We start from the raw sequence: 18,254 nt of genomic DNA, 5'->3' as shown, positions 1-18,254 counted from the left end.
TTTTTGCAATTCGGCAGTAGCGCCGGAATTGGCAATGTTGTTCCAAGGCTGTCACAACCCCAATGATTACCCAGAGTTAGAGCCTCCATGTAAAGTCTAGATATCGCCAAATTGATGGCGATTTCAACTACTTTTCAAGGAGATATACTAATACAAGCTGCTGAAACTCACTATTTGGACAACGGTTACACCTTCCATATTCCAGCTGTCTCATATCGTCGCCATGTCTGCGTGCCGCTTCTGATGGCTATCGCGCCAGGCGGTAAATCGAAAGCGAAGCATATGTTGGTATTTAATGGTTCTTGGGTAACCGAAGCGAAAGCGGAAGGCGCGCTTCCCATCAACGGTGGCTCAATGCCAGCAACAGCTTGTAACTCGTGGAACACATACATCGAACCTAATCAGTCCGTCTCAATTCAGACGGTTAGTGAAGGTTCTAATGGTGGCTATGCATTGCCAAGCATTACGGTTTTAATCGGACAATATTAACCAAGCTTTTTAAAAACTAGTTATTTACATAAGCCCCTTAAATATGGGCTTTTTGCATTCCAGCCCCAGCCAACGGACGACACACGGCACCTCCTCTTACCGGCAGCGTTTACGGCTGGTGGCTGATTCCTATGGATATGCGAAACAAAAAGACCCCGCCCGGAGCCTCATCTATGGCATCAACGAAAGCATGACCGACGGTGAACCAACCAGTAAGGCGAACAAGATGACGCTGCCAATGGCGACTGCTGCTGCTAAGTCTTTTTTCATATCATTATCCCCGATTAATGTATTGGTATTACTGCGAACTCTGTCGGTTCGGTGTTTCTTCTAATCGCAGGGCTAATCTGGTTAAGATGCCCGCGTGTGCGGGCTAGAGAAGCCATTTGGTGTTTCAAGTGTTACAAGGTCGATATAGCGATTGCTAACTCTATATGACAATTTCAACTTAGGACTATTCCGAAGTGGGGGCAAGTTTTACGTGGAAGTAATGCGTCCTTTTAGGACAAACCTCAGAAAAAAACCCGCACAGCGGCGGGTTGAAAGGATGATTGCTACATGATTTTTGTGTAGACGATGAGGTGCTGTGTGTGTCGTCTTTTGGCGACACTACAACAATGCTTTTAAGCGGGCAAGCCGATTTCCCAAAAAGTAAGAAAATTCTGTAATTCGGCGTTATACCGAGTAGATAACGTAATTCCAGTATGTTTTTAGTCAATCTTACGGGTGTTCATAAGCACAAGTATGTGATTGAATAGAATGATAATGTTGTCATGTTTCTGATGAATGCTACTCATCAGACGGAGGTACTCACTTGATAGTCGTTATCTAATCCCCCCCGGATTATGTGAGTACCTCCCTCGATGGGATGCTGCACTAATCGGAGCGCAACGGAAAGAGTGCTTGAGTCCTTTAACGGGCGATTGGCATAACAATAGTACTCTTTTCGTTGTGGTGAATTGCAGTCCTCCGAGACAAGCCGAAGATAAGCACCGGCCGCCACGACACCCTACCAAGCATCAGCCTAATTGCTGGGGCTTTTCGTTTTAGCCTCCTTGCTAAATCAGTCAACCACACCGCAAACATATCCTGACCTTGAGTGACTTCGGCGGGAGGCTAAACCATTCCTATCACCCGGTACCGGGACAGATCCCCGGAAGGGGGAGGTATGAAGATGGACAAATACAGCTCCCAGCTCTCGTACTGGGTTGCTTCACTGTTGGCCGCAGCTGGCGCTATGACATTGCAAGATTGGGCTGTATTAGTGGGGATCCTCGTTGCCGTTTTTACGGCGGGGGTGAACTGGTATTACAAACGCAAATTGGTCAACAAACTCACAGCCGTCGGTTATGACAAAGAGCGTGCAAAAGCAGCCTATAAAGCGATGAGCGAGTGAAGCCATGAACTCACATTTGAGAAATAAAATCGTCGCTGCCATAACCGGCGGCGGGGCGATTGCGATCGCCACTGCAATGCTCGGCGGCCACGATGGGTTAGAGGGGCGGCGGTATGTGGCCTATCGCGACGTTGTCGGCGTTCTGACGGTCTGCGATGGACATACCGGCGCCGATATTATCCTCGGCAAGCGATACAGCGACGCAGAATGCGATGCGCTGTTGAAATCTGACCTGCAGAAAGTCGCACGGATTGTCGATCCTGCGATCAAGGTGAAAACCACAGAAACCCAGCGCGCCGCTATTTACTCGTTCTCGTACAACGTTGGCCCGTATGCGTTTATCGGCTCCACGATGCTGAAAAAATTGAATGCCGGCGACCCGGCCGGCGCGTGCGGCGAACTGAAGCGCTGGAGGTATGCAGGCGGCAAAGAGTGGAAAGGGCTGATCACCCGGCGTGAAGTCGAAAACACCGTCTGCACCTGGGGCCAATCATGAACGGCTGGATGAGCAAGATCGCCGGCGGGAGTCTGGTGCTTCTGTTGCTGGTGGCTATCTGCCTTGGCGGTTACAGCTCGCTGTTGTCGCACCGGTTGCAGTTGGCACGCCAACAGGCTGCAGAACAGCAGAAGACGCTGGCACAACAGGCCGGGCTGATAGCCACGCTGCAGACGCAAGATGCGCAAAATCGCGCGCTGATGGCGGTGCAGCAACAACGTGAGCAGCAGCTGCGCCAGCAGCACGACGCCGCCCAAAGGAAATACCGTGAAGCGATTAAAAACGATCCCTGCGCTGGTCGGCCTTTGCCTGCCGCTGTGCTTGAGCTCTTGCGCCCGGCCAACGGCACAACCCCCGGCTCCGTTAATCCTCTTTCCCCCTGAATCGGCATTCACTCTATGTGAGCAGCCAGAAATGGCCGGCGACACATGGGGCGACGCCGTCAGCTATGCGCTGGCACTACAAACCTCACTGAAAATTTGTGCCGGCAGAATTGCCACGCTGAATGCCTGGCGGGCCGGCTTACTGGAGAAGACGAGTGAAAAAAAATGATACTGACGTGCTGGCTGTCCTGCTGGTGGGCGGCGGCGCCATTGCCATTGTGATCGGCCTGGGCCTGTTGTTCTCCTGGGGCATGCTGGCCGCGTGGAATCTGTTGGCATCGTCCGCCGGCTGGGTGTCCATCGTGCCGATTAACTGGGGAACGGTATTCGGCCTGATGCTGGTGATCATCTTCGTGCGCCAGCTGCTGCGCCGCAAAAAAGAGTAATGCACCCAAAGCGCCGAACCGTCGCCGTTCTCCTACCTTAGCCACGACCCGGGCTCCTCACGGCGAGCGGGCGGGAGAAATCAAAAACGGTTAATACCCCGCGAGCTAGGGGACGGTCATAGCGGAAACATCAGCCGTGGTAGAAGAAACGGTGTGACAGCCGGAGAGACGGTATTAAGCGATGCCTTGTTATTTTCATAGTGATCCCCATTTACATATTGTTACTTGCCGCCGTGGTAGGTATTCCAAAAGGAGATTGCTATGTTAGAAGGTTACACAATCAAGACAGCTGAAGATCGTGAACGGGTATTAGCGGTTCAAGCTGCATTAGAGATCGCAAAAGCCTCTGTGGGTTCAGTCGGAGCCGGAACTCAATCAAAAGTGGCAGCTGATTTGAAGGCTGTCGCTAGTGAAATCAGTGACCTTGCAGATGCAATTCAAAGCGCGATAGAAAAGAAATAAATAAACCGCCTCCGGGCGGTTTTTTATTGCCCATCACAGAGCATCTATCCAGGTGCTGCGTAATGCGCAAGCAAAGCCACAGGCGACACCCACCGATCACTCAGATCATGGTTGCCCGTGGCTTTTTTTATTCACGGAGAACGTTATGGCAAAACAGGATTGGGGAGCCATTCAAAAGCTGTTCCTCGCCGAATACGCCAAAACCAAAATCTCCCCGAAAGAATGGTGTGAGGCTAACGGCTACAACTACGCCACCGCACGCCGGCATATAAAAATACCTGCGCAAGGGAAAGAGAAAAAAGCGCAGAAAAAAATGCGCAGTGCGCAAGATGCGCAAATTCCAGAAAATCCCGCGCCCGTTACGCCCGGCGTTTCAGCTGCTGGCGGTGATGAGGAGGGGAAGGGCAAAGAAAGCCCAAGCCTTTTAAAACCACAGCATGAACAATTTGCGCAGAACATTGCGCAAGGCATGCCGCAGAAAGAGGCCGCGATTTGCGCAGGCTACGCGCCGACAAATGCTGAATCGCAGGCCTCAATCCTGATGAGCAGGCCGGACGTAAAAGCCCGCGTGCAGGAACTGCGCAATAACGCTGCGCTGTTGGTTTCCTTCAACGCCGGCCACCTGGCGGAGCTGTCGTATAAATCTGCGCAACTGGCGCTGCAGAATAAAAAATTTGGTCAGGTTGCGCCGAACGTGAAGAACGCCGCGCAGCTGACCGGCATCGACATGAGCACGAATAAAACTGAGGTGAATGTCGATCTGGCTGGCCTGAGCTACGGCAAAGTTTGCATCGTGACCCCGGCGAACTGTCCGGCGGACGTGTGGGCTGCTCACATGGAAAAGCTGCGCGAGGGAAAGCCGACGGCCCAGTCATAATTGACGGCGTTCTGTACGCATTCAGCAGTGACTGGGCGACAGATGTCCTGTACGACGCCCCGATCGGCTCCGTGCGCTGGCGCTGGACCTACGGCGGCCGCGGTGGTGGTAAATCGGTAGAGATTGCGCGCGCGCTGGTTATCCTCGGTGCTATCGATCCGATGATCATTCTCTGCGCCCGCGAATTCCAGAACTCAATCAGTGATTCCGTGCTGGCGCTGCTGGAGGCCGAAATTTATGCCCTGGGCCTCAACCATTTCTACACCGTAAAAAATAACGAGATCACCGGGCGCAACGGCACCCGCTTCACGTTCAAAGGGTTGCGCACCAACCTGCAATCCATAAAATCGATGTTTGGCATCAAAATTTGTTGGGTGGAGGAAGCGCAGACCGTTTCGCAGGATAGCTGGGACGTTCTCGGCCCGACGGTGCGTGCCAATAATTCCGAGGTCTGGGTTTCGTACAACCCGCAGGAAGCCACCGACCCGACCTACACCTTGATGAAGCGCCACGAGGTCGATCCACCGGACGGCGGCGTCATCATTCGCCAGGTCAATTATCCCGATAACGCGTTTTTCCCGGACGTGCTCCGGCAGGAAATGGAGTATTGCAAACGCGTTGACTATGAAGCTTACGAGCATATCTGGTTAGGGCTGCCGAAGGCGCTCAGCGAGGCGGTTATTTTCTCCGGGAAATATCGCGTCGAGGCATTTCCTGACGATCTCTATCTGCAGGCCGACCGGCTTTTCTATGGCGCCGACTTCGGCTTCTCGCAGGACCCTTCCACGCTGATCCGCTGCTTCATCATTGGGCGAAAACTCTACATCGAATACGAGGCCTACGGCGTCGGCGTTGAGCTGGACGAAATGCCGCAGTTTTACGATTCGATCCCCGAGGCTCGCAAGTGGCCGATACATGGCGACTGCAGCCGCCCCGAAACGATCAGCTACATGGCGCGGCAAGGCTTCAACATCGACGGCGCCACGAAATGGGCCGGCAGCGTTGAGGACGGGATCACCTACCTCCGCGGCTTCGAAGAAATCGTCATCCATGAGCGCTGCAAGCACATGATCGACGAGGCCCGGCTTTATTCCTACAAAACAGACCGCCTCACGGGTGAGGTGTTACCGATCGTCCTCGACAAACACAACCACTGCTGGGATGCGGTGCGCTACTCGCTGGACGGTTATATCACCAGCTCCGACGGCCTCGGCACCTGGGCGCAATTGGGTAGACAAGACGCATGAGCCAAAAAAAAGACGGGGTGCGCGCGTGGTTCCGGGACAGTTACCAGAACTTCACGGCGCGCCTGGGGCTTCGCACGCCCAATATGAGCAGCGACGGCACATATCAGCCGAACTGGACCAGCCGCAACCGCCTGCAGATCGAGAACGCCTATCGCAGCTCCTGGCTGGTGGGCGTGGCCGTGGATGCCGTCGCTGATGACATGACCCGCAAGGGCATCACGATCACCGGCGGTTTGAAGCCTGAAGATAAATCCAAGCTGGATAACGCCTGGGAGGAATTGGCGCTCTGGGATCGCCTGAACGACACGATTAAGTGGGGCCGACTCTATGGCGGCGCGATCGGCGTCATCATGATCGACGGGCAGGACATGAGCTCGCCGTTGCGTGTGGAAACTGTCGGCCCGGGTGCGTTCCGCGGCGTGATGGTTCTCGATCGTTGGATGGTTACCCCGACCACGCAAGAGCGCGTCACCGACATGGGGCCTGATTTCGGGACGCCAAAATTTTATCAGGTGGTGACGACGGCAACCGGGATCCCCCCGTGGAAAATCCACTACAGCCGCATCATTCGTTTCGATGGCGTCACGTTGCCTTACCAGCAGATGCTGACCGAGAACGATTGGGGGCAATCGGTGGTTGAGAGAATCTTCGATCGTCTGATGGCATTCGATAGCGCCACCACAGGCGCCGCGCAGCTGGTCTACAAGGCGCACCTGCGAACCTATTCGATAAAAGGTCTGCGCTCAGTGCTTGGCATGGGGCAGAACACCGCGGCCTACAAAGGGTTAATGGCCCACATGGACATGATCCGTCAGTACCAAAGCATCGAAGGGATGACGGTCATGGATGCGGAGGACGAATTCGCGACCCACAGCTACACGTTCGCCGGCCTGTCCGACGTTCTGGCGCAGTTCGGCCAGCAGGTCGCCGGCGCGGTAGGAATTCCACTGGTGCGCCTGTTCGGCCAGTCACCGGCCGGATTCTCGACCGGTGAAACCGACCTCTCCAACTACTACGACAACGTCAGCACACAGCAGGAGCGCCGGCTGCGCCGCCCGCTGCATAAAGTCATGCAGGTGCTGCACATGTCGCTGTTCAGCCGGCCACTGCCCGACGATTTCGCTTTCGAATTTAATCCGCTGTGGCAGATGAGTGAACCCGATCGCGCAAGCGTGGCCGTGAACACGGTTGAAGCGGTGACGAAAGCCGTCGACTCCGGGCTGATGACGCTAAAAGCCGGCGCGCAGCAGTTGAAGGAATCGTCACGGATCACGGGCGTGGGTTCAACCATCACCGACGAGGACATCGAAAATGCGCAGGACATCGACCCGCCGGCGTTCGAGGGCAACGATCTCGACCCAGACGCCGAAGGGGCTACAGCGCCAGTACGCAACGCAGCTACGAAAGATAGCGCAGGTGGTCGGGGACATCGTCTCGACTTCTTACGATGGTTCAGATAATTCCGTCATCCTCATCAACACCCGCCTGACCCGTTACTCCGAACTGATCGCCCCCTGGGCGGAATCCGTTGCCCTGAAAATGTTTGATGCCGTCGCGCGCCGAGAGGCGACACAGTGGCGCCAGATCTCGCAGGAAATTTCTGCCGGGCTGCGTTTTCAGATGGAGAGCACCTCAGTTGGCCAGGTGGCGCGCAATATCGTTGAGGAAAACATCAAGCTGATGAAATCGCTGCCGCTGCATGCTGCTGACCGGGTGAGCGGGATCCACGCCCGAGCCATTGAGGCGATGATCAGTGGCGAGCGCAGCAAAGATTTTGCCGCTGAAATTTTCCGAAGCGGCGATGTTGCCTGGTCACGCGCGAAGCTGATCGCCAGGACGGAAATAGGCCGCGCTACGCAGGCGCTGACGCAAGCCCGGGCGACCGCTATTGGCTCCGAGGGTTACATCTGGCGAACGGCACACGACGGCGACGTCAGGCACTCTCACGCCAAAATGGAAGGCAAATTCGTCCGCTGGGGTGACCCGCCGACGCTTGACGGCATGACCGGCCACGCCGGTGCACTGCCTAACTGCCGCTGTTACTGCGAAGTTGTCATCCCGGAAAAATAACCCATGAAATATTTCTTTAATACCCGGCTCGGTAACACCCGTTACGAGTTAGCCGACTGCTCCCTATTGTGCGAAGCCGTACCGATCGCGCGGGTTGGCTGGCAGGTCTACAACGCCTCAGAGCTCGACGAGATCGAACCTGACAGCGATGGCGAAATTTCCGTTTATCGCTCACCCGAAGAAGTTTTCCGCCCGGAGACGATCGCCTCATTCGAGGGGATGACGTTCACCGTTTTACACCCTGAGCAAATGGTCAACCCGTCGAACTGGCGGGAGAACGCCCACGGCCACGCGACCAATATCCGCCGCGGCACCGGCGAACAGTCGGATTTATTGCTGGCGGATCTCGTTGTGAAAAGCAGCGAGGCCATCCAGGCGATTTATCAGGGCGTGGATCAAATCTCCTGCGGGTATGACGCCGAATATCGGCAGACGGCCCCGGGAAAAGCCGAGCAATACGACATTGTCGGCAATCATGTCGCGCTGGTTCCTGCCGGCCGCGCGGGAATCCGCTGTTCAATTGGAGATAGCAGAACAATGGCAACTAAAAAAACGTGGTTTGATTCGCTGCGCCGCGCGCTGAAAACCAAAGACAACGCGGCGATCGAAGAGGCCATGAGTAATGCGCCGGCCGAACTCACCACCGATGATGGCGAGGGTGGGGGCGATTTGCCGAAGGCCATCAACATCAACATCAGCCCGCAATACCCACTCCCGGATAAGGATCCGGAGATGGGCGGCGGCCCGGGTATCACTAAAGATGGTGAGGAGGACGTGCCAGCCTGGGCGCAAGCCATTCTCGCGCGCCTGGATAAATTGGAAGGCGGCGGCACGAACGACGGCGAACCCGGCGACGACGACGAAGAGGAAAAGAAAAAGGCGACCACCGACGCCGGCTATCAGCAGGCGGTGATCGCCAGGGGTGAATTGCTGGTTCCGGGGATCAAACTGCCTGAGGGTGGAAAGCTGGCGACCTTTAAACGCGAAGTGCTTGATGCTGCATTCCGCACGCAAAAAGGCGCACAGATCCTTGTCCCGTTGGTCGGCGACAAGCCAGATTTTAAATCCATGCCGAAAGCGTCGCTGGATGCCGCATTTACTGCGGCCAGTGAAATCGCCAAACGCGCCAACCAGCCCGCAGCCCAACTGCGCACCTTCGACCATCAAAACCGCAACTCACCGGCAGCGCTGAATAAAGCCTTCGCCGAATACTGGAAAAAATAAGGTAAAAGCCGATGACTGCTTACACGTACCGGATGCCTGCGGGCATCGCCGGGGCTGTTTCACGCCCTCATCACCTCACTGCAGAGCCTGTCGCGCTGAATAACGCCAAAGCGTTCGGCGCTTACGGCCTGGCGGGTAAAGACGTAGGCGGCTATTTCGTGCCGCTGGAAGCCGGCGACGCCGTCGGCGTGATCCTAGGCTTCTACATTCGCCCGTACCCAACCACCTCGACGCCTGATCTGGTCCGCCAAGTGGGCACCGATAAAAACCTCACCGGCGACCGCCTGCGCCGCGGCTACATGACCGTGAATGTCGGCGTTGACGCGTCCGGCATCGCACCGCGCGCGCCGGTGAATATCCGCATCGCCAACCCGAGCGCGACGAGCCCGCTTGGCGCGCCAGTGGCCGCAGCCGTGGCTGATGAAACCGTCGTTCTGCCGACCGCATTTTTCACCGGCCCCGGTGATGCCGCTGGCAACGTCGAAATCGAATACAACATTTAAGGAAATCGCTGATTATGTCACTTCATACCTATGACCAGGCGACCGTAGACAGCACCGGCGCATTTCTGATCGGCGAGCTGGAACGGCTCGACCAAGAACTGAATATGCCGCTGGTGGGCTATACGTGGAGCCGTGATATTGAGCTGCGCGAGGACGTGTCGATCGCTGACGACATTTCCAGCTTTACCAACACCGAGCTTGCGGCCTCCGGCACGCCAAACCCGAACGGCAAAAACTGGATCGGCAAGAACTCTACCGAGATCGCGACCGTTAACCTCGACATCAACAAAACCGGTTTCCCGCTGACCCTGTGGGGGATGGAACTTGGCTGGACTGTTGTTGAGCTGGCTGCCGCGCAGCAGGTCGGCCGCCCGGTTGATGCCCAGAAATTCGAAGGCATGCAGTTGAAGTGGAACATGGACACCGACGAACAGGTTTACCGCGGCGATTCGCTGATCGGCGTAAAAGGCCTGGTGAACTACAACGGCGTATTGACTACCAATGCCCCGAAAGTCTGGACGGTCTCAACCGCTGACGAAATTCGTCAATCGATCAACTCCGTACTGTCGGCCGCCTGGGCCAACTCTGGCTATACGATCGTTCCGCGTGATCTGTTGCTACCGCCTGAGCAATTCGCGCTGCTGTCGAGCATCATCGTTTCGTCCGCCGGCAACCAGTCGCTGCTGACCTACCTGCAGAACAACACCATCGCCTACCACCAGAACGGCGTTCCGCTGAACATTCGCGCGGTGAAATGGCTGAAAGGCGCCGGTGCGGGCGGCAAGGATCGCATGGTGGCCTACACCAACAGCAAAAAGTTCGTGCGTTTCCCAATGGTTCCGCTGCAGAACGTCCCGATCCAGTATCGCGGGCTGTACCAGCTCACCACCTACTACGGCCGTCTGGGCGCGGTGGAGTCTCCATATCGCGAAACCCTGGCATACGTCGACGGTATCTAAATACAGCCCCGCAAGGGGCTTATAGGAAAAGCACATGAAGCAATCACTGGTAAAAATCCGCGTTCATACTCCGTTCACTTTCACGCACCCGAATTATGAGGTGGAAAAATTCTCCGCTGGCCTGCACTCGGTGGCGCCAGAGGTAGCCGAGAACTGGTTCACCCTGGAGCATGCGGAAGTTATCGACGGCGGCAAAAGTGACAGTGCCGGCGCGCCGGCGGAGGTACTGGCGGAGATCGCCGACCTGCAGAAGCAACTGGCGGAAGAAAAAAGCAAAGTAGCCGACCTGACGACGGAACGTGACGAACGCGATCAGCTCATCGCCGAGCACGTCGCCACTATCGGCAAATGCGATGACACGATCGCCGACCTGCAGAAGCAGCTGGCGGCGGCGCTGACTGAGGGCGCGAAAGGTGGCAAAAAATAACCATCTGCCGACCGTCGATAAATTCCGCGAAGATTTCCCGCAGTTCGGCAACGCCGTCACCTTTCCCAACGCTCAAATTCAATTCCGCTTAAATCTGGCTGATCAACTGCTCGATGAAAACAATTTCGGCGAGGTATTCCCGTACCTGGCCGAGCTTTTTGTCGCGCATTACATGGCGCTCCAGGCGGCGGATAACCGGGCGGCGGCGATCGGTGGTGGTGGCGGGGCGAATAGCGGCGTTGTGTCGTCGAAATCGGTCGACAAAGTCAGCGTGAGCTATGACAGCAGCGCCACGATGAACCCGGATGCGGGCTTCTGGAACAACACCCGCTATGGCGCCGAATTCTGGCAGTTGATCCAGATGTTTGGGATGGGAGGGCGGCAGCTATGAAAAGCGGGTTGAAGGTACGGGCCGATCGGTCGCAGGCCGTTTTTTCTGCGTTGAATGAAATCGCGCGCCGCGACGTCTTGGTCGGGATCCCTGAATCGGCATCAGAACGACAGCCGGAGGATGGCGAAAAGCCCGGGATAGGCAACGCACAGATCGGCTACATCAACGAATACGGATCGCCGGCGCAGAACATCCCGGCGCGCCCGCATCTTCAGCCCGGAGTGAAATCGGTGCATGCCGAAACCACCGCGAAAATGAAGGCCGCGGCGCAAGCGGTGTTTGATGGTCGCGCCGGCGCTGCTACTGCGGCGCTGGAGTCGGCCGGCACGATCGCGAGCCAGGCGGTTAAAAGCTACATGACCAGCGCCGATTTTACGCCGCTGTCGCCAGCAACGCTAAAAGCCCGGGCGCGCCGCGGGCGCAAAGGTGCGGCTAAAGAATTGCAGAGCCGGGCTGCCGGCAACGCGCCGGACAATGCCAACGCTCGCCCCCTGATCGATGAAGGGCAATACCGGCGCGCGATGACCTACATCGTGAGGGATAAAAATGCCAACTCTTGACGTTACAGACGTGCTTTTCGATCCCGATTTTTGCGACACCTCCCTGATTGTCACCCGCAACCAGCAGACCGTCGACGATGACGGCTTCGCCATCAACGCCCCGGTAAAAATGCCGTTTGCCGGAGTGGTTACCGTCGATCGGTCGCTCGAAGCGCGGCGCATGATCGCGGGGCAGGTGGTCACCGGTGCAATCCTGATTGTGACCACTGAGCGGCTCACCGCCGGGCAGACGGCGCGTGATGCGGACATCGTGACCTATCAGAACCGTGATTACCGTGTGACCTTTGTCGACCATTACACAGCCTACGGCGCGGGATTCGTTCAGGCGCATTGTGAGCTGTTGCCGTTCGATGGAGGGATCCCCGTTGAGCAATAACACCAGCACGCAGGCAGGTTACCTGACGCCAATTTCACCCGGTCCTGATTACGATGAGGCGCTCGAGCGTGCGCTAAATCGTTGGGTGCTCGGTATAACCGGGCTGCCGCCGGGCAACGTGCGACCACGCTGGACATCGACACAGCCACCATTGATGCCGCCTGATGTGGACTGGTGCGCCGTGGGGATCTCCGGCTTTATCGGTGATGATAATCCAGCGTTTACGCGGCAGAACGACGACAGCGCGGAGTTATGGCGCCACGAGGTGACCGAGTGCCTGGCGTCGTTCTATGGCCCGCATAGCCAGCACATAGCGTCAATTTTTCGTGATGGTCTGACCCTGTCACAAAACAACGATCAACTGATCGCCGTCGGACTGTCGCTCGGCAGCATTGGCGACATCATCCCTTTCCCTGAACTCATCAACAACCAGTGGGTGCGCCGGTATGACATTACCGTCCGCCTGCGCCGCAAGGTTGTCCGCGAGTACGGCATCAAGCCGATCGCAGAGGCAACGGTAAAATTCTTCGGAGAATAATTTATGGCACAGCAGGGGTTACCTGTTCGAAACGTCGTCGGCGTCTCGATTAATATGGCCTTGCGCGCGGCGCAGGCTCGAAACTTTGGTTCGTTGCTGATTATCGGCGCTTCACCGGTGATCGATGCCAGTGAACGGATGCGCGCTTATTCCGGCATTGCTGGCGTGCAGTCTGATTTCGGCACCCAGGCACGGGAGGCGCTGGCCGCTCAGGTGTATTACTGGCAGCGTCCGCAGCCGATTGATCTGTACGTTGGCCGCTGGGTGAAAGAAGACACCGCCGCCGCGCTGCGCGGGGCAATCCTGACCACTGCGCAGCAGGCGATGACCAATTTCACAACCGTGACCGATGGCGCGATGAAAATCAGCGTCGACGGCACGGTTAAAACGGTTTCCGGCGTGGACCTGTCGGCAGAAACCAATCTGAACGGCGTCGCCGCTCGTGTGGCGGAAAAGTTGACCACGGCGACTGTCGTCTGGGATGCGAACAACGCGCGCTTTGTGGTGACGTCGAAAACCACCGGTGAGACGTCCGCCGTTGGCTATGCGACACCAAACGCCACGGGCACTGACATCTCCATCCTGATGGGCATTCTTGAGGGCACTGGCGCAAAAACTATCGCCCGGCAGCCGGCGGAAACCATCACTGAATGCGTCGCGAAATTTATCGATCTGTCGTCGAAATGGTATGGCCTGTATATCGCCGAAACGATTTCTGATGATGATGTGCTCGCAGTTGCCGGCCTGATCCAATCCGATGATGTTTCCCGCATTTACGCCCACACCACGCAAAATACCGCCGTGCTCGGTGCGGACAACAACACCGACATTGCCAGCCGGCTGAAAGCCGCGGCGTTCGGTACAACCTGCGTGCAGTATTCCAGCCAGAGCCCTTACGCCGCGGTGTCGATTCTGGGCCGTGCCTTTACGGTCAATTTCGCCGGCTGGCGCACCACGATCACCATCAAATTTAAGCAAGAGCCGGGGATCGTCGCGGAAACGCTGACGCAAACCCAGGCGCTGACCCTGCAGGCGAAAAACTGCAACGTGTTCGTCAACTACGACAACGACACGGCAATCCTGCAAGAGGGGGTGATGTGTAACGCTGATTTCTTCGACGAGCGCCACGGCCTGGACTGGCTACAGAACTACGTTCAGACCAACTACTACAACCGCCTCTATACCAGCTCGACAAAGGTTCCTCAGACCGATGAGGGTATTACCGATCTGCTGACCAACGTCGAAGCTTCGCTGGCACAGGGCGCTGAAAACGGTCTGATTGCGCCTGGCGTGTGGGGGGGCGACGGTTTCGGCGCGCTGAATACCGGCGACACGCTGACAAAGGGGTATTACGTCTACTCCCCGCCGATTGCACAGCAGGCACAAGCGGAACGTGAAGCCCGCAAAGCCCCGGTGATGCAGGTGGCGATCAAACTGGCCGGCGCCGTGCACTTCGGCGACGTCATCATCAACGTTAACCGCTAAGGAGCCGGGGAATGCCTACTTATAGCTTTTTGGATGTGTCAGCCAATATCACCGGCGTGAGCGGTTCGATTGACCTCGGTAACGGTGCTGCGACTTCCGACGAGGGGATCGTCGTTGCAATGGGCGGCGACAAAAACACGATGGTGACCGGCGCCGATGGCGAGGGGATGCACAGCCTGCACGCCGATAAATCGGGCACGATCACCGTCAACCTACTCAAAACCAGCCCGACGAACGCCAAGTTGTCGGTGATGTATAACGCGCAGTCGCTGTCATCTGCGACCTGGGGCAACAACGTCATCGTGATCCGCAACAAATCCAGCAACGACGTGACCACGGCGCGCGGCGTCGCGTTCAAGAAATTGCCGGATTGGCAGAACGCCAAAGACGGTAACACCGTCGCCTGGGTGTTCGACTGCATCAAGATCGACCAGCTGCTCGGCACGTTTTAAGGGGTAATGCATGGAATTTGAAATTAAGGGCCAAAAATACCGCGCGGCCAAACTGAATGTTTTCGAGCAGTTGAAAGTTTCCCGGAAGCTGCTGCCGCTGCTGTCCGGCCTGCTGGGGGAAATTAAGGTGTTGCGCCAGCTGAAAACCGGACAGGTGTCGATTGAGGATGCGCTCAAAGTGGCGCTACCGGTGATCGCCCAAACGCTGGCAGACATCAGCGACGATGACAGCAACGCGATTATTCATCCCTGCCTAGCTGTGGTGTCACGCCAGAATGGCACCGTCTACACGTCGATCTTTACCAGCGGTCAACTGATGTTCGATGACATCGACATGATGGACATGCTGCAGATCGTTGCGCGCGTGGTCGGGGACTCGTTGGGAAATTTTTTGCCCGCACTCCCCGACAGCGAGACGAAAGACCAGCCGCCGGCCTGACGCTGGACGTCCTGCCGGGCGGCGAGGATTACCTGTTACGCCCGGTGGATGCCGGCATGTGCAGCTTTGAGGCGCTCAAGGATGGGCGCCTCGATTTGTTCGACGTCGCGCTGATGAATGATTACCTGGACATGAAAGCGGATAACGAAGCCCGGATCGCCAGGTGGAGAGAGGATCAATGAACGCTGAAACCATCAAGGATTTTTTGATTTCTCTGGGCTTCGAAATCGACTCCACCGGCGAGCGAAAATTCTCTGCTGTTGTCGCCGGCGTCACGGCGAACGTGCTCAAAATGGGGGCGGCAGTAGAAGGGGCTGCGCTGACAATCGTCGGTTTTACCACGCAGATCGCCAATGGCCTGGATAAAGTCTATTTTGCATCGCAGCGCACCGGCGCCTCAGTGGCGGGCATTCGCGCGTTGGGATATGCCGCCTCGCAGATGGGCGCAGACGCGGCCGCTGCACAGGGCTCGCTGGAGAGTCTCGCGAGATTCATCCGTAACAACCCGGGCGCCGAAGGTTTCCTGAACCGCCTGGGCGTGCAGACGCGCGGTGCGAACGGTCAGATGCGCGATGCCGCCGCCATTTTTACCGGTGTCGGCGATAAGCTGCGCAGCATGCCGTATTACCGAGCGAATCAGTATGCGCAGATGCTGGGGATCGACGAAAACACGCTCCTCGCCATGCGCCGCGGCATTAACGGTTTTACTGCTGATTACCAGAGCATGCTGAAAGCCACCGGCCTGAACGCCGACCGCGCGGCGCAGCAGTCCAATAAATTCATGACCTCCATGCGCAGCCTGACCGCGTTGCTTGGCATGGCAAAAGACAAAATCGGCTCAGATTTGGCCGGCGGCCTGAGTGGCTCACTGGATACGCTGCGCCGGCGCATCATGGACAATTTCCCGAAGATAGAGGGATTCATCACCAAAACCGTTCGAGGCGTTCTCTGGTTAGCCGAGGTTTTCGGGCGGATGCTTTACCGTGGCTATCAGGCTATTGATCAGGTGATCACCTGGTGGAAAAGCCTCGATACCGAATCGCGCAAACTGATCGGGATTTTCGGCGCGCTGCTGGTTGCCTGGCGGCTGTTGAATAGCGCTTTCCTGATGTCGCCGATTGGGATGATCACTGCGCTTATCGTAGGTATCGGCCTGCTGTGGGACGATTACCGCACCTGGAAAGAGGGCGGCAAAAGCCTCATCGATTGGGCGAAGTGGGAGCCGGCTATCACCCAGGCCAAGAACGCGATGATCTGGCTGCGCGACAAGCTGCTCGAACTGAAAGACGCCGTCGGCGGCTGGAAAACTGCGCTGGAGATTCTGGCCGGTTTCGTGGCTGTTACCTGGGCTGCGAAAATGGTCAGCGCGATCGGCTCCGTGACTAAAAGCGTCGGTGGCCTGTCAAAAGCGATGGGCGGCCTGGGCAAAGTCGGCGTGATCGGCGGCTTGCTTGCGGTCGAAGAGGCTGTCGTTAAACCGCTCGAGGGGAAATATTCCTGGCTGACCGACAACCCCGTCGCCAATTTCCTGAACCAGCTCCCGGGCAGTGACACGGTCGACGAATGGGGACGAAAACTGCTTCCGTGGCGCCGCGGTGAATCTACGCAATATGGCCAGTCGGTGCGCCGGCCGCAGGCGACAAAAGCAGGGGCGGCGCTGTTGGGCTGGCTGCAGCCCAAACTGACGCAGCTCGAGGCAATGTACAACCTGCCGGCGGGCCTGCTGCGCAGCGTTGCGCTAACCGAATCTGGCGGCAATCAGTTTGCTGTTTCCGGTGCCGGCGCGAAAGGCTTGTTCCAGTTCATGCCTGGCACCGCCCGGGACATGGGGCTACGTGGCGATGACGTTTTCGACCCGTCCAAATCAGCGGCGGCCGCTGCTCGCTATCTGGGTATGCTGCTGCGCATGAATGGCGGCGATCTGGAAAAAACGCTGGCGTCCTATAACTGGGGGATCGGCAACGTTCAGAAGCACGGCATGGGGCTGATGCCGGCGGAGACGCGCAACTACATACCGAGAGTGCTCAGCAACATGCCAGGCGCCGGCGGGAATAGCCTGAATCAGCAGACGGTGATCAATATCCACGGCGTTAACGATCCCACGCGCGCAGGGATGGAAGTCGCCGATCGTCAAACTGGCGTGAACTCCCGCCTGACCCAGCAACTCTATGCGAGGCCGCAATAATGGATATTCTCTCCGTCCTGTTTTCGCAGCAGACCCGGAAGATCGGCGGCATCATCCCGAGCGTGGCAATCTCGGAAAAACACAGCGACACGCTGGAGATCACCGAGCATCCGATCGAAGACGGCGCACCGGTCAGCGACCACGCCTACAAGCGGCCGCCGGAGGTGGCGATGGAGCTGGGTTTCGCCGGCGGCGGCTCGCTGCTGGATGGCGTCGACACAACCCAGTTTATCGACATCAACAGCGGCCGGACGCTCAGCAGCGGCCCGCGGGAAGTTTATAAGCAGTTGCTCGCGCTGCAGGAAAGCCGCTTGCCGTTCGACGTCACCACCGGCAAGCGGCAGTACCAGAACATGCTGATCCGCTCACTGGATGTCACGACCGATCGCACCAGCGAAAACGTGCTGATGTGTGTCCTGACGCTGCGCAACGTCATCATTTCCCGCACGCAGAGCGTTTCGGTTGCGGACAAAGCCAACATGGCCGACGGCGTCAGCACGTCGGCGGTGCAGAACTCTGGCACTAAATCGGCCAAGCCGGTCAACGAAAGTTTGCTCTCCCAGGCGCAGCGCGGCGCGCTGGGAGTGCTGGGAGGTTTCGGGTGAACATTCAGGAAATTCCGCTGACGCCGGACAATCAGCAATTCGGGATCGCTCTGGGCGGCCAGCAGATGACTATGCGGCTGACCTGGCGCGATGAGGCTGGCTGGTTGCTCGACCTCATGGACAGCGCCGGCGGCGCGCTGGTGAATAGTGTGCCGCTGGTGCCTGGCGCCAACCTGCTGGCGCAGCATGCGCACCTGGGGTTTACCGGTGCGCTGATCGTCATGGTCGACAACAACGAACCAGAGCTACCGACGAAAACCAACCTCGGGATCGGCAGCCATCTTTATTTTGTGCAGGAGTAGGG

Annotated in this window: 26 protein-coding genes; all 26 read left to right on the top strand. The window is 57.4% G+C overall.

Annotated elements, in window-relative coordinates; genetic code table 11:
- The first annotated feature begins 114 nt into the window (after positions 1 to 114).
- Positions 115 to 489 carry a hypothetical protein gene (locus ACOWVD_RS07015; protein WP_421105541.1) on the top strand — a complete coding sequence of 125 codons (375 nt, stop codon included), beginning with the start codon at positions 115 to 117 and terminating at the stop codon, positions 487 to 489.
- A 1,168-nt stretch (positions 490 to 1,657) separates the two neighbouring features.
- On the top strand, positions 1,658 to 1,885 hold the full coding sequence (locus ACOWVD_RS07010) for an HP1 family phage holin (RefSeq protein WP_060424656.1): 228 nt from the start codon (positions 1,658 to 1,660) through the stop codon (positions 1,883 to 1,885).
- A 4-nt stretch (positions 1,886 to 1,889) separates the two neighbouring features.
- Entirely contained in the window at positions 1,890 to 2,381 is a 492-nt protein-coding gene (locus tag ACOWVD_RS07005) for a lysozyme (protein ID WP_421105540.1), read from the top strand.
- Positions 2,378 to 2,764: a DUF2570 family protein gene (locus ACOWVD_RS07000; protein WP_421105539.1), complete on the top strand. Its 387-nt coding sequence runs from the start codon at positions 2,378 to 2,380 to the stop codon at positions 2,762 to 2,764. The genes ACOWVD_RS07005 and ACOWVD_RS07000 overlap by 4 nt, the downstream gene beginning before the upstream one ends.
- Complete coding sequence (gene lysC / locus ACOWVD_RS06995; protein WP_421105538.1) at positions 2,649 to 2,933, top strand: Rz1-like lysis system protein LysC; 285 nt, start codon at positions 2,649 to 2,651, stop codon at positions 2,931 to 2,933. The genes ACOWVD_RS07000 and lysC overlap by 116 nt, the downstream gene beginning before the upstream one ends.
- On the top strand, positions 2,920 to 3,150 hold the full coding sequence (locus ACOWVD_RS06990) for a hypothetical protein (RefSeq protein WP_351131681.1): 231 nt from the start codon (positions 2,920 to 2,922) through the stop codon (positions 3,148 to 3,150). The genes lysC and ACOWVD_RS06990 overlap by 14 nt, the downstream gene beginning before the upstream one ends.
- A 261-nt stretch (positions 3,151 to 3,411) precedes the next feature.
- Positions 3,412 to 3,612, top strand: a complete 201-nt coding sequence (locus tag ACOWVD_RS06985; RefSeq protein WP_060443303.1) for a hypothetical protein — start codon at positions 3,412 to 3,414, stop codon at positions 3,610 to 3,612.
- A 145-nt stretch (positions 3,613 to 3,757) separates the two neighbouring features.
- Entirely contained in the window at positions 3,758 to 4,489 is a 732-nt protein-coding gene (locus ACOWVD_RS06980; protein WP_060437631.1) for a terminase small subunit, read from the top strand.
- A gap of 71 nt (positions 4,490 to 4,560) precedes the next feature.
- Positions 4,561 to 5,736 carry a PBSX family phage terminase large subunit gene (locus ACOWVD_RS06975; protein WP_421105583.1) on the top strand — a complete coding sequence of 392 codons (1,176 nt, stop codon included), beginning with the start codon at positions 4,561 to 4,563 and terminating at the stop codon, positions 5,734 to 5,736.
- Positions 5,733 to 7,196: a DUF1073 domain-containing protein gene (locus ACOWVD_RS06970; RefSeq protein WP_421105537.1), complete on the top strand. Its 1,464-nt coding sequence runs from the start codon at positions 5,733 to 5,735 to the stop codon at positions 7,194 to 7,196. Before ACOWVD_RS06975 ends, ACOWVD_RS06970 begins: the two co-directional genes overlap by 4 nt.
- Positions 7,153 to 7,806 carry a phage minor head protein gene (locus tag ACOWVD_RS06965; protein ID WP_079007612.1) on the top strand — a complete coding sequence of 218 codons (654 nt, stop codon included), beginning with the start codon at positions 7,153 to 7,155 and terminating at the stop codon, positions 7,804 to 7,806. Before ACOWVD_RS06970 ends, ACOWVD_RS06965 begins: the two co-directional genes overlap by 44 nt.
- A gap of 3 nt (positions 7,807 to 7,809) precedes the next feature.
- Positions 7,810 to 9,030, top strand: a complete 1,221-nt coding sequence (locus tag ACOWVD_RS06960; protein ID WP_421105536.1) for a DUF2213 domain-containing protein — start codon at positions 7,810 to 7,812, stop codon at positions 9,028 to 9,030.
- Between the two features lie 11 nt (positions 9,031 to 9,041).
- The gene (locus tag ACOWVD_RS06955) at positions 9,042 to 9,533 is read left to right on the top strand and encodes a structural cement protein Gp24 (RefSeq protein WP_060559259.1); all 492 of its coding nucleotides are present in this window, start codon (positions 9,042 to 9,044) and stop codon (positions 9,531 to 9,533) included.
- 14 nt (positions 9,534 to 9,547) lie between these two features.
- Positions 9,548 to 10,492, top strand: a complete 945-nt coding sequence (locus ACOWVD_RS06950; RefSeq protein WP_421105535.1) for a DUF2184 domain-containing protein — start codon at positions 9,548 to 9,550, stop codon at positions 10,490 to 10,492.
- 34 nt (positions 10,493 to 10,526) lie between these two features.
- Positions 10,527 to 10,919: an STY1053 family phage-associated protein gene (locus tag ACOWVD_RS06945; RefSeq protein ID WP_421105534.1), complete on the top strand. Its 393-nt coding sequence runs from the start codon at positions 10,527 to 10,529 to the stop codon at positions 10,917 to 10,919.
- Positions 10,906 to 11,310, top strand: coding sequence for a DUF4054 domain-containing protein (locus ACOWVD_RS06940; RefSeq protein ID WP_060424636.1), 405 nt, complete (start codon positions 10,906 to 10,908; stop codon positions 11,308 to 11,310). The genes ACOWVD_RS06945 and ACOWVD_RS06940 overlap by 14 nt, the downstream gene beginning before the upstream one ends.
- Positions 11,307 to 11,870 carry a hypothetical protein gene (locus ACOWVD_RS06935; protein ID WP_421105533.1) on the top strand — a complete coding sequence of 188 codons (564 nt, stop codon included), beginning with the start codon at positions 11,307 to 11,309 and terminating at the stop codon, positions 11,868 to 11,870. Before ACOWVD_RS06940 ends, ACOWVD_RS06935 begins: the two co-directional genes overlap by 4 nt.
- Positions 11,857 to 12,246 (top strand): head-tail adaptor, encoded by a 390-nt coding sequence (locus tag ACOWVD_RS06930; RefSeq protein WP_421105532.1) that lies wholly within the window; start codon positions 11,857 to 11,859, stop codon positions 12,244 to 12,246. Before ACOWVD_RS06935 ends, ACOWVD_RS06930 begins: the two co-directional genes overlap by 14 nt.
- Positions 12,236 to 12,784 (top strand): phage neck terminator protein, encoded by a 549-nt coding sequence (locus ACOWVD_RS06925; protein ID WP_421105531.1) that lies wholly within the window; start codon positions 12,236 to 12,238, stop codon positions 12,782 to 12,784. The genes ACOWVD_RS06930 and ACOWVD_RS06925 overlap by 11 nt, the downstream gene beginning before the upstream one ends.
- Before the next feature lie 3 nt (positions 12,785 to 12,787).
- Entirely contained in the window at positions 12,788 to 14,269 is a 1,482-nt protein-coding gene (locus ACOWVD_RS06920; protein WP_421105530.1) for a DUF3383 domain-containing protein, read from the top strand.
- Between the two features lie 11 nt (positions 14,270 to 14,280).
- Positions 14,281 to 14,721, top strand: coding sequence for a phage structural protein (locus ACOWVD_RS06915; RefSeq protein ID WP_421105529.1), 441 nt, complete (start codon positions 14,281 to 14,283; stop codon positions 14,719 to 14,721).
- Between the two features lie 10 nt (positions 14,722 to 14,731).
- Positions 14,732 to 15,160, top strand: coding sequence for a phage tail assembly chaperone (locus ACOWVD_RS06910; RefSeq protein ID WP_015377521.1), 429 nt, complete (start codon positions 14,732 to 14,734; stop codon positions 15,158 to 15,160).
- A 56-nt stretch (positions 15,161 to 15,216) separates the two neighbouring features.
- Positions 15,217 to 15,342: a DUF6889 family protein gene (locus tag ACOWVD_RS06905; RefSeq protein WP_015377522.1), complete on the top strand. Its 126-nt coding sequence runs from the start codon at positions 15,217 to 15,219 to the stop codon at positions 15,340 to 15,342.
- A complete protein-coding gene (locus tag ACOWVD_RS06900) occupies positions 15,339 to 17,345 on the top strand; it encodes a transglycosylase SLT domain-containing protein (RefSeq protein WP_421105528.1) in 2,007 nt (668 codons plus the stop codon). The genes ACOWVD_RS06905 and ACOWVD_RS06900 overlap by 4 nt, the downstream gene beginning before the upstream one ends.
- A complete protein-coding gene (locus ACOWVD_RS06895; protein WP_421105527.1) occupies positions 17,345 to 17,950 on the top strand; it encodes a phage baseplate protein in 606 nt (201 codons plus the stop codon). The genes ACOWVD_RS06900 and ACOWVD_RS06895 overlap by 1 nt, the downstream gene beginning before the upstream one ends.
- On the top strand, positions 17,947 to 18,252 hold the full coding sequence (locus tag ACOWVD_RS06890; protein WP_060424617.1) for a phage baseplate plug family protein: 306 nt from the start codon (positions 17,947 to 17,949) through the stop codon (positions 18,250 to 18,252). Before ACOWVD_RS06895 ends, ACOWVD_RS06890 begins: the two co-directional genes overlap by 4 nt.
- Positions 18,253 to 18,254 lie beyond the last annotated feature (2 nt).

Source organism: Serratia sp. SA088 (genome assembly GCF_049065515.1).
Classification (GTDB): Bacteria; Pseudomonadota; Gammaproteobacteria; order Enterobacterales; family Enterobacteriaceae; genus Serratia; species Serratia nematodiphila.
The sequence above is the reverse complement of the archived record's forward strand: the minus strand, read 5'-3'. Positions and strand labels throughout refer to the sequence as shown.

Excerpts from the sequence above, each read along its gene's own strand:
- ACOWVD_RS06910 (WP_015377521.1), top strand. The coding sequence starts at position 14,732 with ATGGAATTTGAAATTAAGGGCCAAAAATACCGCGCGGCCAAACTGAAT.
- ACOWVD_RS06930 (WP_421105532.1), top strand. The coding sequence starts at position 11,857 with ATGCCAACTCTTGACGTTACAGACGTGCTTTTCGATCCCGATTTTTGC.
- ACOWVD_RS06915 (WP_421105529.1), top strand. The coding sequence starts at position 14,281 with ATGCCTACTTATAGCTTTTTGGATGTGTCAGCCAATATCACCGGCGTG.
- ACOWVD_RS06960 (WP_421105536.1), top strand. The coding sequence starts at position 7,810 with ATGAAATATTTCTTTAATACCCGGCTCGGTAACACCCGTTACGAGTTA.
- ACOWVD_RS06905 (WP_015377522.1), top strand. The coding sequence starts at position 15,217 with ATGTGCAGCTTTGAGGCGCTCAAGGATGGGCGCCTCGATTTGTTCGAC.
- ACOWVD_RS06955 (WP_060559259.1), top strand. The coding sequence starts at position 9,042 with ATGACTGCTTACACGTACCGGATGCCTGCGGGCATCGCCGGGGCTGTT.
- ACOWVD_RS06980 (WP_060437631.1), top strand. The coding sequence starts at position 3,758 with ATGGCAAAACAGGATTGGGGAGCCATTCAAAAGCTGTTCCTCGCCGAA.
- ACOWVD_RS06895 (WP_421105527.1), top strand. The coding sequence starts at position 17,345 with ATGGATATTCTCTCCGTCCTGTTTTCGCAGCAGACCCGGAAGATCGGC.
- ACOWVD_RS07010 (WP_060424656.1), top strand. The coding sequence starts at position 1,658 with ATGAAGATGGACAAATACAGCTCCCAGCTCTCGTACTGGGTTGCTTCA.
- ACOWVD_RS06920 (WP_421105530.1), top strand. The coding sequence starts at position 12,788 with ATGGCACAGCAGGGGTTACCTGTTCGAAACGTCGTCGGCGTCTCGATT.
- ACOWVD_RS06935 (WP_421105533.1), top strand. The coding sequence starts at position 11,307 with ATGAAAAGCGGGTTGAAGGTACGGGCCGATCGGTCGCAGGCCGTTTTT.
- ACOWVD_RS07015 (WP_421105541.1), top strand. The coding sequence starts at position 115 with ATGGCGATTTCAACTACTTTTCAAGGAGATATACTAATACAAGCTGCT.
- ACOWVD_RS07005 (WP_421105540.1), top strand. The coding sequence starts at position 1,890 with ATGAACTCACATTTGAGAAATAAAATCGTCGCTGCCATAACCGGCGGC.
- ACOWVD_RS06985 (WP_060443303.1), top strand. The coding sequence starts at position 3,412 with ATGTTAGAAGGTTACACAATCAAGACAGCTGAAGATCGTGAACGGGTA.
- ACOWVD_RS06950 (WP_421105535.1), top strand. The coding sequence starts at position 9,548 with ATGTCACTTCATACCTATGACCAGGCGACCGTAGACAGCACCGGCGCA.
- ACOWVD_RS06970 (WP_421105537.1), top strand. The coding sequence starts at position 5,733 with ATGAGCCAAAAAAAAGACGGGGTGCGCGCGTGGTTCCGGGACAGTTAC.
- ACOWVD_RS06945 (WP_421105534.1), top strand. The coding sequence starts at position 10,527 with ATGAAGCAATCACTGGTAAAAATCCGCGTTCATACTCCGTTCACTTTC.
- ACOWVD_RS06900 (WP_421105528.1), top strand. The coding sequence starts at position 15,339 with ATGAACGCTGAAACCATCAAGGATTTTTTGATTTCTCTGGGCTTCGAA.
- ACOWVD_RS07000 (WP_421105539.1), top strand. The coding sequence starts at position 2,378 with ATGAACGGCTGGATGAGCAAGATCGCCGGCGGGAGTCTGGTGCTTCTG.